Below are 14,630 nucleotides of genomic sequence, written 5' to 3'. Positions count from 1 at the left end.
TCGCGGGACACGGGTTCCCCCGCCCAGGGGACGGGGCGGGTTCCAGCCTGGGACCCCTACCCCGGTCGGCGGTACCGTCCACCCCGGCGCGCCGTGGACGTCCGGGTGTCCACATCGTCGAGAGGGGGCCGGGTGCCGGTCACCGTGGCCTCGCTCCGGGACAACCGGTCCCTGGGGCTGGTCCTGCACACCCGCCGCGCCCCGGTGGACCGCCCGGTCTCCTGGGTGCACGTCAGCGAGCTGGCCGACCCGGCGCCGTTCCTGGAGGGCGGCGAGCTGCTGCTCAGCACCGGGTTGCCGCTGGTCCGCGGCGGTCACGATCGCGGAGCCGGCCCGGCGGGCGACCGGGGCGCCGACCCGGCGGCCTACGTGCACCGGCTGGCCGATGCCGGGGTGGTCGGCCTGGGCCTGGGCACGGGGCTGGGGCTGCCGGAGGTGCCCGCCGAGCTCGTGGCGGCGGCCGACGCCCGCGGCCTCGCCGTCCTCGAGGTCCCCCGGCGGACGCCGTTCATCGCGATCTCCCGGGCCGTGTCGGCGGCGCTGGCCGCGGAGGAGTACGCGGCGGTGGCCCGCGCCTCGGCCGTGCAGCAGGAGCTCACCCGCGCGGCGGCGACGGCCGGCGCGGCCCGGGCGGTCGTCGACCGCCTCGCCCGGCACCTCGGCGGCTGGGCGCTGCTGGTGGACGCCGCGGGGACACCGCTGGAGGCCGCCCCCCGCGACGCGCGCCGACGGGCGGCGGACCTCGCCCCCGCGGTGGAGCGGCTGCGCGGGGTGCGCCCCCCGGCCGGTGCGGCGCTCACCGACCCCGGCGAGACGGTGCTGCTGCAGTCGCTGGGCACCGGGCCGCGCTCCCGGGGCTTCCTCGCCGTCGGCCGCCCCGACCGCTTCCCCGCGGCCGACCGGCACGTCGTGGACGCCGCCGCACTGCTGCTCACCCTCCGGCTGGAGCAGTCGCGGGCCCTGGAGGGGGCGACCGCTGCACTGCGGGCCGCGCTGCTGCGGCTGCTGCTGGCCGGCGGGCAGGACGACGTCGCCCCGGTCCTCGCCGCGCTCGGGGAGCGGCTGCCGGCCGCGCCGGTGCGCGCGCACGTCGTGCTGGGCGGGCCGGAGCAGCGGGCGGCCGCCGTCGACGTCGCGGCCGACGCCGCGGCGCACGCGGGTTCCCCGGTGTTCGCCGCGGAGTCCGACGGCGCGCTCGTCCTCCTGACCGGCTCCGGCGCGGAACCCGCCGGGCGGCTGTCCGACCTCCCCGGCCGGGTGCCCGGCGCCGTCCTCGGGATCGCGCCGCCGGCCCCGTGGGCCGGGCTGGCCGAGGCGGTGCGGCAGGCCCGGCAGGCGGCCGAGCACGGCCGGGCGACCGGCCGGCCGGTGACCGCCTTCGCCGACCTGGCCGGTCGCGGGCTCGCTGCGCTGCTGGACCCCGGCGCGACCGCTGCCTTCGCCGGGGCCGTGCTCGCCCCGCTGGTGGCCGCCGACCGCGCCGGCCCCGGCGACCTGGTGGAGTCGCTGCGGGCCTGGCTGGCCGCCCACGGCCAGTGGGAGCCGGCCGCGGCCGCCCTGGGGGTGCACCGCCACACGCTGCGCAAGCGGATCCGGCGGGCGGAGCAGCTGCTCGGGCGGGACCTGGGGTCCCCCGGCGTCCGGGCCGAGCTGTGGCTGGCCCTGCACCCGCCGGGCGGCCGGGCGGGATAGGCGGTCGCACGGCCTCCGGAGCCGCGGGAAAGGAAGCCATGCCCCTGTCGGAGGGGCCCTGTCGGAGGGCCCCTGACGCAGGCATGGCTCCCTGTTCCGCGGGCGACGTCCCGCGGGCGACGGGGCCTCACGCGAAGGCGGGCATCACCTCGTCGTGGATCAGCCGGAGCTGCTCCTCCACCGTGGCGACCCCGGCCAGCTCCCGGCCGGTGAAGGCCTTGACCAGCGAGGCGTCGGTGATGGCCGCGACGAGGTGGTTGACCCCGGTCGGCTGGATCTCCTTGATCTTCGCGGTGACCTCCTCCGGGGTGCCGGAGAAGGAGAGCTTCTCGGCGATCTCCGGGGTGGTCAGCTCGATGCCGCGGGCGAGGTCCCCGCCGGCGATCGCCTCGATGATCGGCTGGAGGCTGACCGGGTCGACGCCGTTGCGCTCGAGCTGCTCGGCCGGCATCGAGGAGGCGTAGATGCCCACCATGCTGCGGGCGGCGTCCTTCGCCGCGGCGGAGTCCCGCCCCACAGAGACGACCACCCACGCGCCGAAGTCCAGCGTCGTCCAGTCCTTGCCGGCCCGCTCGGCCCCGATGCGCAGGTTCTCGGCGGCGTACTCGTAGGCCTCGCGGGTGTAGCTGAGGGCGTGGTGGCAGCCGTCGGAGTGCTCGGCCGCCGCCTGGAACGAGCGCGGCCCGCGCATGGCGCCCATCTTGACCGGCAGGTGGTCCTGCACCGGGCGGGCGAAGGTGAACAGCCCCTCGTAGGAGAAGAACTCGCCGTCGAAGGTGATGGCGCCCTCGTCGAGGAAGGTCCGCATCACCGTCACGCCCTCGACGACGCGCGACAGCGGCTTGGTCTTCGTCCAGTCCGTCTTGTACTGGGCGAGCAGGCCGAAGTTGCCGCTGGAGAGCACCACCTCGGCGCGCCCCCCGGTCAGCTCGTCGAGCGTCGCCGCGGCCTGGGCGATGAGGGTCGGCTCCCGGAGGGTCACCGCCGAGACGCTGGGGCCCATCCGGACCCGGGACGTCTGCTGCGACGCGGCGGCGAACAGCAGCCAGAGGTCCTTGTGCCACGTCTCGTCGGCGGCGTAGACCGCGTGGAAGCCGAGCTCGTCGGCCAGCTTGATCGCCCGCAACGACTCCTCGAGGGGGTAGTCGGGCAGCATCGCGTAGCTGAACTTCATCAGATCTCCTCACTCACCGCGGCGCGGCTGTCGCGCCGGATCTGCTGGAGCTGTGCGGCCACCTCCCGGGCATCGCCCTCGGGGATGTGGGCGGAGTGCCGGTCCGGCCGCGCGAGAAGGAGGTAGAGAAGGCCGCTGCCCATGACGAAGGCCAGACCGATGGCCACGATCCAGCGGTCGAGGAAGGTCTCCGTGCCGGGCGCCGGCTTGATCAGCAGGACGAGGGCGAAGACCCCGTAGGCCAGGGCGAGCACGTTGACCGCCAGGCCGGCGGAGCCGAGGTTCCACAGCCCGGCGGGACGCCAGCCCAGCAGCCGCTGGCGCAGCGCGGCGAGGACGACGGCCTGGAAGGACACGTAGATCCCGCAGACGGCGAAGGCGGTGACGCGCGCGAGCGAGTCGGGCTGGAAGTACACGAACAGGCAGATGAGCACCGGCACCACGCACACGACCAGCAGGGCGTTGGTGGGGACGGCGTGCCGGCTGGACACGTGCGACAGCCAGCCGCTGGCCGGCAGCATCCGGTCGCGGGCGAAGGCGTAGAGCAACCGGCTGCCGGCCGCCTGCAGCGAGAGCACGCAGGAGATGAAGGCGACGACGGTCACGACCAGGAAGACCTTGGACCCGGCGGTGCCGAGCGAGCTCTCCAGGATCGTGGGGATCGGGTCGGTGTCCTCGCCGGCGATGACGGCCGACAGCTGCGCGTCCGGCGCGGCCAGCACGTACCCGGCGTAGGAGAGGAAGCCGGACACCCCGCCGACCAGGATGGTGAGGATCATCGCGCGCGGGATCTGGCGGGTCGGGTCGTTGACCTCCTCGGCGACGTCGCCGCAGGCCTCGAAGCCGTAGAACAGGAACAACCCGGACAGCGCCGCGGCCAGGAAGACCCCGAGGTAGGCGTCCCCACCGCCGGCCCCGAGGGTGCCGAAGAAGACGGTGAACGGCTGCTCGCGGCGGAACAGCAGCAGGAACAGGCCGAGCGCGATGACACCGACCAGCTCGGCGGCCAGGCCGATCTTGGCGATGCGGGCCAGCATCCGGGTGCCGCTGTAGTTGACGACGAAGGCGATGACCAGCAGCCCCACCGCGGTGAGCAGCACGACCGCGGGCGTGGCGGTGACACCGAACAGCGCCGCCACGAAGCCGCCGCCGAACTCGGCGACCGCGGTGACGGTCACGATGATCGCCCAGATGTAGACCCACGAGACGATCCAGGCGTAGCGCCGGTTCCACAGCCGCCGGGTCCACGGGTAGATGCCACCGGCCAGGGGGTACTGGGAGACCACCTCCCCGAAGACGAGCGCGACCAGCAGCTGCCCGGCCCCCACGATGACGATCCACCAGATCGCCGGCGGCCCGCCGATGGAGAGGCTGTAGGCGAACAGCGAGTAGACGCCGACCAGCGGCGACAGGTAGGTGAACCCGAGGGCCATGTTGGCCCACAGGCCCATCCTGCGGTGGAACGCGCTGGTGTAACCGAGGGCGGCGAGCTGGGCGTCGTCCGCGCTGTGGGCGCCGGGTGGGGTCACGAGGTCTCCTCGGGAGCAGGGGGCGGCAGCGGTGTGCCGCAGGCCACAGGTTCCCGAAAACCTATAGATGCAGAGTTCAGAGGACAAGGGACTTGCGCCCGCGTCCGGTCGCCGCCGGCGCAGACCCGCCCGCAGCCCTCGCGGCGCCGGCCGGTCAGGCGTCGAGCCGGCTCCGCGCGTCGACGAGGACCAGCCGCCACGGGGTGCCGCCGATCCCGGCCACCGGCCCCTCCGGGACGGCGTCCGCCGCGAGCAGGTCGCCGACCAGCCACCCCGGCGAGGTCGAGAGGACGACGCGGTCCTCGTCGTTGAGCAGCAGGAAGGGCGCCACCGCCCCGCCGAGCCGCCGCAGCACGGAGGTCTCGAACCGGCGCACCGGGACGTCGGCGCCGGCCACGCCCACGAACCCGCAGCCGGCCAGCACCGGCTCGGTCAGCGTGAGCACGTAGCGGCCGGTGCCGTGCACGTCGACGTGGGGGCCGAAGACGTGGCGCCGCCCGGTCCGGCGCGGGACGTCGAACCACGGGGCGGTCGTGTAGTCGTAGTAGCCCAGGCTGCTGGGGCGCAGGTCCGGTTCCAGGGTGTGCACCTCGCCGCCGTCCGGGTCGGCCTGCCACCACTCCAGGCGCAGCGGCAGCCCCTCCTCGGCCCGCGGCGCGACGACCAGCCCCAGCCCGACGGCGAGCTGCCCGGGTGCCCGCAGCAGGAGCTGCACCCCCTCGGGGAGCACCCAGCGCGTGGCCGGCAGCCCCGAGCGCTCGACCGAGCGCAGCACCGCCTCGTGCACCCGGTCGACGGTGGCGAAGACCTGCTCGACGAGTCCGGAGACCGCGGCCGCCACCCGCGCCGCCTCCCCCGCCCGCCCGGACGTCACGACACCTCCCGGCGGCTGCCCGCCGCGGGGGCGGCGCCGCCGAGCCGCTGCAGCCGCAGCTCGACCGACCAGAGCGTGCGGGTCTCGATGTGCGCCTCGGTGAGGGCGCGCGCCGAGGCCGCGTCCCGGTGCTCGATCGCGTCGACGACGGCCCGGTGCCCGGCGACGATGACGTCGAGGAGGCCGGGCGAGTGCGCCGGCGGCCACGGCAGCTGGCCCAGCTCCAGGTGCAGGTCCATCTCCTGCATGGTCAGCCGCACCGACTGGGCGCAGGCCGCCAGCTCGATGTAGTACCGGCCGTCGATCCGCCGCTGGCCGGTGACCGACCCGGCCGACGCCAGCCGGTCGACGATGTCGCGCAGCCGGGCGATCTCGGTGCGGGAGGCACGCACCGCGGCCAGCCGGGCGGCCGCCGCGGCCACGGCGGCGTGCACGTCGCCGAGCTCGCGCAGGTCGGTGGTGCCCAGCTCGACCAGGCGGGCCTCGGCCAGCTCGGCCAGGACGTCGTCGCGGGCCCGCACGAAGCTGCCGCCGCCGCGCCCGCGGCGGGTCTCCACCAGCCCGAGCTTGCGCAGCTCGGCCAGCGCCTCCCGGAGGGTCACCGTGGAGACCTTGAGCATGGTGGCGAGGTCGGTCTCGGTGGGCAGCTGCTCGCCGTCGGCCAGCAGGCCCAGGGCGATGGCGCTGCCGACGCGGCGCACCACCGCCTCGCTGCGCAGCGCGCCGTCGTCCAGCGGGGCGAAGACGGCGCGCCGGGCGTCACCGCTGAGCAGCTGCACGGTCGCCTCCTGGAAGGGTCCTGCCACGAAGTGTGACACCCCGGCAGCGGGAGCTTAACCGTTGAATCCATAGGTTAAGCCGGTTAGCGTGGCGCTCACCCCAGCCCCCCTGTGACGAGGAGCACGCAGTGACACAGGTCCAGCCCGACCGGGCGCCCGGGGCCACCCCCCGCACCGCCGCGGGCGACGGCGCCCCGCCGGTCGACGCCCCCCGGCAGATCGACGCCCTGTCCGAGCCGTTCACGCCGGGGGCCCCGTCCAACCCGCCGGAGCTGGCGGACTTCCCCGAGACGCTCGCCGGCCCGGTCCCCCCGCCGCGGGAGGACCCACGGACGGCCGCCTTCGTCGAGCAGTGGCGCAACGCCTCCTACAACTGCTTCTCGTCGGGCCACAAGTTCTGCCGCGAGGTCTGCCCGGTCACCCAGGTCGAACGCAACGAGTCCTGGACGCCCACCGCCTTCCACGCCAACGTCATCGCGATGGAGCGCGGCGAGCTCGACATCGCCGACATCGCCGCCGACTACGTCAACTGCACCCAGTGCGGCGCCTGCGAGCTGCGCTGCCCGAATACCCTGTTCACCGGCGACTTCTACCGCTTCCGCACCCGCACGGTCGACGTCGTGAAGGCGGTGCGCTCGCTGGCCGTCGAGAGCGGCGTCCACCAGCCGAACTGGCAGATCTGGAACGAGCGCACCGACCTGCGCACCCACGAGCCGGTGCTCGGCGAGACGCCGGTCGGCCAGGAGTCGGTCCGCGACTGGGCCGAGGGCCTGGACATCCCGGTCGGCGGCGAGACGGTGCTGTTCGTCGACTGCGAGGCGGCGTTCTACCGGACGTCGGTGCCCCGGGCGGTGGCCCAGGTGCTGCAGATGGCCGGCTACGAGTTCGGGCTCATGGGCGAGCAGTGGTGCTGCGGCGGCCCCGCCGCGGAGATGGGCTACGCCGAGCAGGCGCAGCGCTTCGCCCGCCACAACCTGGACAACTGGCGGGCCACCGGCACCCGGCGGGTGCTGGTGCTCGACCCGCACGACTACATCAGCTTCACCGAGGACTACCCGAAGTACTTCGGCGAGGAGTTCGACATCGAGGTCGTGCTCGTGATCGAGGTCCTGGCCCAGCTGCTCCGCGAGGGCCGGCTGACCCCGTCCGTCCCGGTCGACCGCGCGATCACGTACCACGACCCCTGCCGGCTCAACAAGCGCAAGGGCATCTGGCAGGAGCCCCGCGAGCTGCTCCGGGCCATCCCCGGGCTGCGGTTCGAGGACGTCGACCGGGTCACCCAGTGGTCCTACTGCTCCGGTGGCGGCGGTGGCCTGCCCATCGAGAAGCCCGAGCTGACGCGCAAGATCAGCGCGCTGCGGCTGGAGCGGGCCGCCGAGCTCGACGTCGACACCCTCGTCAGCGCCTGCCCGTGGTCGGAGCGGCCGCTGTCGGAGGCCGGCGACGCCGAGGACATCGACGTCGTCGACCTGCACGAGCTGTTCGCCCAGTCGCTCGGCATCTCCGTCGGCGGCTCCCGCGGGGACGTCGGCGACCGGCGGCTGGCGCAGGAGCGCACCGGCGTCCCCGGGCGGGCACGCCGCACCCGGGGCAGCTCCGGCGGCTGCGGCGGCGGTGGCTGCGGTTCCGGTTCCGGCTGCGGGTGCGGGGGGCACTGACCATGACGACGACCGAACCGACCCTGGGGGCCGAGCCGATCGGCACCGCGCCGTTCACCCGCGAGCCGCTGGACGACGCGGCGCTGACCACCCTGGTCACCGCGCTGCGGCGGGTGCTCGCCGACGACCAGGTCCTGCTGGCCAAGACCGACCGCTGGAACCGCGCGCGGGTGCCCGCGCCGTTCCCGGTGCACCGCTGGTCCGAGCGGGTGCCCGACGCGGTCGTGCTGCCCACCTCCACCGAGCAGGTGGCCGAGGTCGTGAAGATCGCCAACGACCTGCGGATCCCCGTCGTCCCGCGGGACGGCGGCACCGGGCTCACCGACGGCGCCGTCCCGCACCGCCGGGGGATCGTCGTCGACGTCAAGAGGATGAACCAGGTCCACGAGCTGGACCTGGTCAACCGGACCGTCACCGTCGGCACCGGCATCAACATGCTCAAGCTCAACGAGCGGCTGGCGCGGCACGGGCTGTTCTACCCCGACGACCCGGCGTCCTACCCGTGCTCGCTGGTCGGCGGCCGGATCGGCACCAGCGGCTGGTCGCTCATCGGCTCCCGCTACGGGCACACCCGCGACCTGGTGCTCAGCTTCGACCACGTGCTGCCGACGGGCGAGGTCCTGCACGTCGGCGACGGCATCGGCGGCAAGATCAGCAAGAGCTCCAGCGGGTACCAGCTCAAGCACCTGTTCATGGGCCACCAGGGCACGCTGGGCATTGCCACGAAGGCGACGCTCAAGCTGTTCCCCAAGCCCGAGGCCGAGCTCTCGCCGTTCTGGGCGTTCGACAGCTACGACGACGCCTACGCCTGCGTGGGCGCGCTCGCGCGGGCCGGCGTGGCCACCTTCGCCGGCGCCGTCCTCTTCGACGAGCACAAGGTCGCCTACCTGCGGCGGGACGACGAGGCCTACATCCCGCAGCCCACCGACGTCCGCGCGCTGGTCTGCGCGGTCATGTACGGCTACGAGGACGAGGTCCGGGCCGGCGGGCGGCGGCTGTTCCGCATCGCCAGGGAGCACCGCGCCCGCTACCTCGGCGACGAGATCAGCGAGGGCGACTGGGCGGCCCGGCACGACCGGTACGCCACCCCGCTGCACGGCCGCACCAAGGACGGCCAGGTCATCCCGATGTCCTGGCACTGCGAGGACGCCGCGGTGAACTACTCCGCCGTCCCCGCCGTCAGCCGCGCCTGGCACGAGATCGTCGCCGACCTGCGCCGGAAGACCGACGTCTTCGACGACTGGGGGATGTTCGCCTACACCTCGGCCGCCACCGGCGTCGACTACCTCACCGAGATCGACGTGGGCATCTGGGAGCAGCGCCTGGACGACGTGGCCTGGGCGGCCTGGGTGCAGGCCAAGCGCGACATCGCCGCGGTCGCGATCGCCCACGGCGGCTCGATGAGCGCCTGCCACGGCTCCTGCCGCGAGGGCGAGGTCGACCTCCTGCCGCAGGAGCTCGGCAAGGGCTTCGACGTGATGCTCGAGGTCAAGCGCGCCCTGGACCCGAACAACGTCATGAACCCGGGCAAGTACCTGCTCGACCGGGCCTACGGGAGGGACACCACCGATGAGAACCGATGAGCAGCCCGGCGGCCCGGCCGCGACGGCGCCCTACCGGTTCGCCGAGCAGCACACGCCGCCGGCGCCGCTGCGGGTCAGCGAGGTGGCGCAGACGACCTTCGAGCACGTCTACGAGGTCGACCCGCGGCTGATGCAGACCCACGTGCTGCAGCAGGTGTTCCCCAACTGGGACACGCTGCGGATCATGCGCAGCCGGCACGACCACCTGGAGTGGATGCACCGGCACTTCGCCGGCCGGGTGGTCACCGGGTCGGCGCTGCTGGCGGAGGTCGAGGCGGAGCTCGAGGCGGGAGCCGCCGAGCCCGGGGCCACGGATCCGCAGGCTGACGGCCCTGCGGCTGGACCGATCGGTGGTCCCGCAGGATCATGACGACCGGATCAGTCGTGGAGTCGGACGAGAGGGATCTCCCGTGAGCGAGAAGCTCGAACTGCGCAACTTCGTCGGTGGCGAGCACGTGGACACCACCGACGGCCGCCGGATGGACCTGGTGGACCCCTCGACCGGTGAGGTCTTCGCATCCGCGCCGGTGTCCTCCCCCGAGGACGTCGACCGCGCGTACCGGGCGGCCGCGGGCGCTTTCGAGACCTGGCGGGACGCCACCCCCTCGGAGCGGTCGCTGGCGCTGTTCCGCCTCGCCGACGCCATCGAGGCGCACGGCGAGGAGCTGGTGGCACTGGAGAGCCGCAACACCGGCAAGCCGCTGGGGCTGACCGCGTCGGAGGAGATCCCGCCGATGGTCGACCAGATCCGGTTCTTCGCCGGTGCGGCCCGCCACCTGGAGGGCAGGGCCGCCGCGGAGTACATGGCCGGGCACACCTCGTTCATCCGCCGCGAGCCGGTCGGCGTCATCGGCCAGGTCACGCCGTGGAACTACCCGATGATGATGGCGGTCTGGAAGTTCGCCCCGGCGATCGCCGCCGGGAACGCCGTCGTCCTCAAGCCCAGCGACACCACCCCGGCGACCACGCTGCGGATGGCCGAGCTGGCCGCGGAGTTCCTGCCCCCGGGCGTGTTCAACGTGATCTGCGGCGACCGGGACACCGGCCGCGCGCTGGTCGAGCACCGCACCCCGCAGATGGTGTCGATCACCGGGTCGGTCCGGGCCGGGATGCAGGTGGCCGAGACCGCGGCCCGCGACGTCAAGCGGGTGCACCTCGAGCTCGGCGGCAAGGCGCCGGTCGTGGTGTTCGACGACGCCGACCTCGAGGCCGCGGCGGAGGCCATCGCGGTGGCCGGCTACTTCAACGCCGGCCAGGACTGCACCGCCGCCACCCGGGTGCTGGCCGGGCCGGGCATCCACGACGACTTCGTCGCCGCGCTCACCGAGCAGGCCCGCGGCACGCGGACCACCTTCGACGGGGGCGCCGGGGACGAGGACGCGCTGGTCCCGCCGGTGAACAACGCCGCCCAGCTGGCGCACGTCACCGGGTTCCTCGACCGGGCGCCGGACCACGCCGAGGTCACCACCGGCGGGCGCCGGCAGGGCGACCGCGGCTTCTTCGTCGAGCCGACCGTCGTCGCCGGCCTGCGCCAGGACGACGAGATGGTGCAGCGGGAGATCTTCGGCCCGGTGATCACCGTGCAGCGGTTCAGCGACGAGGAGCAGGCCCTGGCCTGGGCCAACGGCGTCGAGTACGGCCTGGCCTCCAGCGTCTGGACGAAGGACTTCGGCCGGGCCATGCGGATGAGCCGGGCGCTCGAGTTCGGCTGCGTGTGGATCAACACCCACATCCCGCTGGTCGCCGAGATGCCGCACGGCGGGTTCAAGCACTCCGGCTACGGCAAGGACCTCTCGATGTACGGGTTCGAGGACTACACCCGCGTCAAGCACGTCATGGCCAACATCGAGAGCTGAGCCGCCCCGGCCCTCTCCCGGCCTCCTCCCGGCCTCCTCCCGGCCCCCTCCCGGCCCCCTCCCGGCCCCCTCCCGGCCCCCTCCCGGGGTGATCATGGGCTTCTTGCCGGCCCGCCCGGCGTGCCGGCGCGTGTCGCCGGCAAGAAGCCCATGATCACGGGGGCGGGGGCGGGGGCGGGGGCGGGGGCGCGGAGGAGCGGGCCAGGGACGAGGCGCGCGGCGGCTACAGGTCGATGCCGGTGAGGACGAGCACCCGCTCCTCGGTGAGGTCCTCCATCGCGGCGCGCACACCCTCCCGGCCGGTGCCCGAGTCCTTGACCCCGCCGTAGGGCACCTGGTCGGCGCGGAAGCTGGGCACGTCGCCGATCACCACGCCGCCCACGTCGAGCACCTGCGCGGCCCGGAACGCCACCTGCAGGTCGCGGGTGAAGACGCCGGCCTGCAGCCCGAAGCGGCTGTCGTTGACCCGCGCGAAGGCCTCGTCGAGCGAGTCGACGGCCTCGAGGACGACGACCGGGCCGAACACCTCCTCGCAGGAGACCCGCGCGGTCGAGGGCACCCCGGTGAGCACGGTCGGTGCGTAGGTGGCGCCGTCCCGGGTGCCGCCGGTGAGCACGGTCGCGCCCGCGGCCACCGCCTCGTCCACCCAGCTCTCCACCCGGCGGGCGGCCTGCTCGTCGACCAGCGGGCCGACGTCGGTCGCCGGGTCGGCCGGGTCGCCGGTGCCGAGGACCCGCACCGCGGCGACGACCCGCTCGGTGAGCGCGCCGGCCACGTCGCGGTGGGCGTAGACCCGCTGCACCGAGATGCAGGACTGCCCGCCCTGGTACATCGCGAAGGTGGCGATGCGCGAGGCCGCCCAGCCGAGGGACTTCTCGTCGCCCTGGTCCGGACCGACGACGACGGCCGCGTTGCCGCCGAGCTCGAGGGTGACGTGCTTGCGCGGCGCCGACTCGCGGATCGACCAGCCCACCGGCACCGACCCGGTGAAGGAGACGACCGGCAGCCGCGGGTCGCCGACCAGCCCGGCGGCGACCTCGTTGGTCGTGGGCAGCACCGACCAGGCGCCGGCCGGCAGGTCGGTCCCGGCCAACAGCTCGCCGAGCAGCAGCGCCGACAGCGGGGTCGCCGGTGCCGGCTTGAGCACGATCGGCGCACCAGCCGCGATCGCGGGGGCGACCTTGTGGGCGACCAGGTTGAGCGGGAAGTTGAACGGCGCGATGCCGAGCACCGGGCCGCGGGGCGCGCGGCGGACCAGCGCCAGGCGCCCGGTGGCGGCCGGGTCGGTGTCCAGCCGCTGCAGGGTGCCCGACCAGCGGCGCGCCTCCTCGGCACCCCAGCGGAAGGTCGAGACCGCGCGGGTGACCTCCAGCCGGGCCCACTTCAGCGGCTTGCCCGACTCCGCGGTGATGAGCGCGGCCACCTCCTCGGCCCGCTCGGCCAGCTGCCGGGAGACCGCGTCCAGCGCGGCGGCCCGGGCGGCGGCGGGCAGCGCGGCGCAGGCGGGCCGGGCGGCGGCCGCCGCGGCGACCGCGGCCTCCACGTCCGCGGGCGTGGCCAGGGTGGTCCGGCCGGCGCGGGCGCCGTCCCACGGCGAGCGCACCTCCAGGGGCTCGGTGCCGGTGGCCGGCCGGCCGGCGACCCAGTACGGGGTGGTCATGCGTCCTCCTCGACGGACGGGCGGGGCTCTGCGCGCCGAAGTCTGCGGACGCCGGCCGCCGCGGGCGAGCGCCGGTCCGGACACCGGCGGGCGCACGACGCGCCGTCCCGGCACCCCGCGTCACCGCCGGCCGGGCGGGGTACAGCGCCCCGCATGAGCGGGAAGTCGGCCGAGGAGTACGAGCGGGACTACACCGAGCCGGAGCTGCGCGAGCGGCTCAAGGAGGAGATCAAGGCCGGGGACCGGGGCGGCCGGCCGGGGCAGTGGAGCGCCCGCAAGAGCCAGCTGCTCACCACCGGGTACGAGAAGGCCGGCGGCGGCTACCGGCATGCCGGCGAGCGCACGGAGTCGCAGCGGCACCTCGAGCAGTGGGGCGAGCAGGACTGGCACACCGCCGACGGCGGCGACCGGGCCCGCGCGGGCGACCGCACCCGGCGCTACCTGCCCGACGCGGCGTGGCAGCTGCTCGACGAGGACGAGCGGCGGGCCACCGAGCGCGCCAAGGAGTCCGGTGACGGCCAGCACGTGCCGAACACCGACGCGGCGAAGGAGGCCCGTGCGGCCGCCGAGCTGCTCGACCTCACCGCTCCCGAGGCCCGCGGGCGCATCGCCCGGATGGACGGCGACAGCCAGCTCGACCGTGCGGAGCGGGCCGAGCGCGAGCTCGGCACGGGCCGCAAGACGGTCCTCGAGGCGATCGACCGGCAGCGCCGCCGGGCCTGACCCCGGCACGCGGGGGCGTCGCGCGGACCGGCCCGGCGGAGCAGCATCGGGGGTGTTGTGCCCGCGACCACAGCGACGTACGGTTGTTGCGGAAAGCGGATGCATCGCTCGCATATAGAACACGCACCGGGAGTTCTCCATGGCCGCCAAGCCCTTCGCCTCCTCCGCCGACCTGGGCGTCAAGGAGCAGACCCTCGAGGTGCTCGCCGACGGCGTGTACGCGCTGACCGCCGAGGGCGACCCGAACCTCGGCGCGATCGAGGGCGAGGACTTCCTCGTCTGCTTCGAGGCCCTGGCCACCCCGGTCGCCGCCCGCCGCTGGCTGGCCAGGCTGCGCGAGCACACCGACAAGCCGGTGCGCTACCTGGTGCTGTCGCACTACCACGCCGTCCGCGTGCTGGGCGCCAGCGCCTTCGACGCCGAGGTGGTCGTCAGCTCCGAGCAGACCAAGCACCTGATCGCCGAGCGCGGGAAGGAGGACTGGGAGAGCGAGTACGGCCGGATGCCCCGGCTGTTCGAGGAGCCCGAGTCCATCCCCGGCCTTACCTGGCCGACGATGACCTTCCGCGACCGGCTCACCATCGAGCTCGGCGGGGACCGCGGCGAGCTGGTGCTCGAGCACCTCGGCCGCGGCCACACCGAGGGCGACATCGTCGCCTGGCTGCCGGAGCAGGAGATCGTGTTCGCCGGCGACCTGGTGGAGTCCCAGGCCGCGCTCTACACCGGCGACGCCTTCCACTTCGACTGGGCCGCCGGCACCCTCGACCGGGTCAAGGCCCTCGGGGCCGAGCAGCTGGTCGGCGGCCGCGGGAAGATCGCCCGCGGCCGCGGCGAGGTCGACGCCGCCATCGAGCAGACCCGCGACTTCCTGCTCACCATGCAGCGCACGGTGGGCGACGTGCACCGCGCCGGCGGCACGCTCAAGGAGGCGTTCGAGGCCACCCACGCCGCGCTGGCCCCGCAGTACGGCGCCTGGCCGATCTTCGAGCACTGCCTGCCCTTCGACGTCTCCCGGCTGTGGGACGAGTTCGCCGGCGTCGAGCGGCCCGTCATCTGGACCGCCGAGCGCGACCGTGCCGTCTGGGCCGAGCTGCAGGGCTGA

12 protein-coding genes are annotated in these 14,630 nt (G+C 74.6%); 7 read left to right on the top strand and 5 right to left on the bottom strand.

Annotated elements, in window-relative coordinates:
- Positions 1–132 precede the first annotated feature (132 nt).
- Positions 133–1,692, top strand: coding sequence for a PucR family transcriptional regulator (locus tag D0Z06_RS07995; protein ID WP_117376838.1), 1,560 nt, complete (start codon positions 133–135; stop codon positions 1,690–1,692).
- A gap of 127 nt (positions 1,693–1,819) precedes the next feature.
- On the opposite strand, the gene D0Z06_RS07990 is transcribed toward D0Z06_RS07995, so the two are convergent.
- The 4 genes from D0Z06_RS07990 to D0Z06_RS07975 form a co-directional block, all read right to left on the bottom strand.
- The gene (locus D0Z06_RS07990) at positions 1,820–2,866 is read right to left on the bottom strand and encodes an LLM class flavin-dependent oxidoreductase (RefSeq protein WP_117376837.1); all 1,047 of its coding nucleotides are present in this window, start codon (positions 2,864–2,866) and stop codon (positions 1,820–1,822) included.
- Complete coding sequence (locus D0Z06_RS07985; protein ID WP_199522203.1) at positions 2,866–4,395, bottom strand: APC family permease; 1,530 nt, start codon at positions 4,393–4,395, stop codon at positions 2,866–2,868. The genes D0Z06_RS07990 and D0Z06_RS07985 overlap by 1 nt, the downstream gene beginning before the upstream one ends.
- A gap of 154 nt (positions 4,396–4,549) precedes the next feature.
- Positions 4,550–5,269, bottom strand: coding sequence for a cache domain-containing protein (locus tag D0Z06_RS07980; RefSeq protein WP_117376836.1), 720 nt, complete (start codon positions 5,267–5,269; stop codon positions 4,550–4,552).
- Positions 5,266–6,075 (bottom strand): FadR/GntR family transcriptional regulator, encoded by an 810-nt coding sequence (locus tag D0Z06_RS07975; RefSeq protein WP_199522202.1) that lies wholly within the window; start codon positions 6,073–6,075, stop codon positions 5,266–5,268. The genes D0Z06_RS07980 and D0Z06_RS07975 overlap by 4 nt, the downstream gene beginning before the upstream one ends.
- 101 nt (positions 6,076–6,176) lie before the next feature.
- Here D0Z06_RS07975 and D0Z06_RS07970 point away from each other — a divergent pair, with 101 nt between their 5' ends.
- Genes D0Z06_RS07970 through D0Z06_RS07955 form a run of 4 tightly spaced genes read left to right on the top strand, consistent with a single transcriptional unit; the run spans position 6,177 to position 11,145 of the window.
- On the top strand, positions 6,177–7,706 hold the full coding sequence (locus D0Z06_RS07970) for a (Fe-S)-binding protein (RefSeq protein ID WP_199522201.1): 1,530 nt from the start codon (positions 6,177–6,179) through the stop codon (positions 7,704–7,706).
- Between the two features lie 2 nt (positions 7,707–7,708).
- Positions 7,709–9,289 carry an FAD-binding oxidoreductase gene (locus tag D0Z06_RS07965; RefSeq protein ID WP_117376942.1) on the top strand — a complete coding sequence of 527 codons (1,581 nt, stop codon included), beginning with the start codon at positions 7,709–7,711 and terminating at the stop codon, positions 9,287–9,289.
- Positions 9,276–9,659: a hypothetical protein gene (locus D0Z06_RS07960; protein WP_199522200.1), complete on the top strand. Its 384-nt coding sequence runs from the start codon at positions 9,276–9,278 to the stop codon at positions 9,657–9,659. Before D0Z06_RS07965 ends, D0Z06_RS07960 begins: the two co-directional genes overlap by 14 nt.
- A gap of 40 nt (positions 9,660–9,699) precedes the next feature.
- On the top strand, positions 9,700–11,145 hold the full coding sequence (locus D0Z06_RS07955; RefSeq protein WP_117376834.1) for a gamma-aminobutyraldehyde dehydrogenase: 1,446 nt from the start codon (positions 9,700–9,702) through the stop codon (positions 11,143–11,145).
- Between the two features lie 223 nt (positions 11,146–11,368).
- Here the strand turns inward: D0Z06_RS07955 and D0Z06_RS07950 are convergent, their stop codons facing one another.
- Positions 11,369–12,805 (bottom strand): aldehyde dehydrogenase family protein, encoded by a 1,437-nt coding sequence (locus D0Z06_RS07950; RefSeq protein WP_117376833.1) that lies wholly within the window; start codon positions 12,803–12,805, stop codon positions 11,369–11,371.
- A gap of 153 nt (positions 12,806–12,958) precedes the next feature.
- Between D0Z06_RS07950 and D0Z06_RS07945 the strand changes: the two genes are divergently transcribed.
- Together D0Z06_RS07945 and D0Z06_RS07940 are read left to right on the top strand one after the other, a co-directional pair.
- Complete coding sequence (locus D0Z06_RS07945; RefSeq protein WP_117376832.1) at positions 12,959–13,528, top strand: hypothetical protein; 570 nt, start codon at positions 12,959–12,961, stop codon at positions 13,526–13,528.
- Between the two features lie 139 nt (positions 13,529–13,667).
- A complete protein-coding gene (locus tag D0Z06_RS07940) occupies positions 13,668–14,630 on the top strand; it encodes an MBL fold metallo-hydrolase (RefSeq protein WP_117376831.1) in 963 nt (320 codons plus the stop codon).

This window comes from Geodermatophilus marinus, assembly GCF_003428645.1.
Classification (GTDB): Bacteria; Actinomycetota; Actinomycetes; order Mycobacteriales; family Geodermatophilaceae; genus Geodermatophilus.
This window is presented reverse-complemented; position numbering and strand designations above follow the sequence as displayed.

What these genes read in the sequence shown, in the direction of transcription:
- D0Z06_RS07990 (WP_117376837.1), bottom strand. Translation starts at nt 2,866, where the DNA reads ATGAAGTTCAGCTACGCGATGCTGCCCGACTACCCCCTCGAGGAGTCG.
- D0Z06_RS07965 (WP_117376942.1), top strand. Translation starts at nt 7,709, where the DNA reads ATGACGACGACCGAACCGACCCTGGGGGCCGAGCCGATCGGCACCGCG.
- D0Z06_RS07960 (WP_199522200.1), top strand. Translation starts at nt 9,276, where the DNA reads ATGAGAACCGATGAGCAGCCCGGCGGCCCGGCCGCGACGGCGCCCTAC.
- D0Z06_RS07950 (WP_117376833.1), bottom strand. Translation starts at nt 12,805, where the DNA reads ATGACCACCCCGTACTGGGTCGCCGGCCGGCCGGCCACCGGCACCGAG.
- D0Z06_RS07945 (WP_117376832.1), top strand. Translation starts at nt 12,959, where the DNA reads ATGAGCGGGAAGTCGGCCGAGGAGTACGAGCGGGACTACACCGAGCCG.
- D0Z06_RS07940 (WP_117376831.1), top strand. Translation starts at nt 13,668, where the DNA reads ATGGCCGCCAAGCCCTTCGCCTCCTCCGCCGACCTGGGCGTCAAGGAG.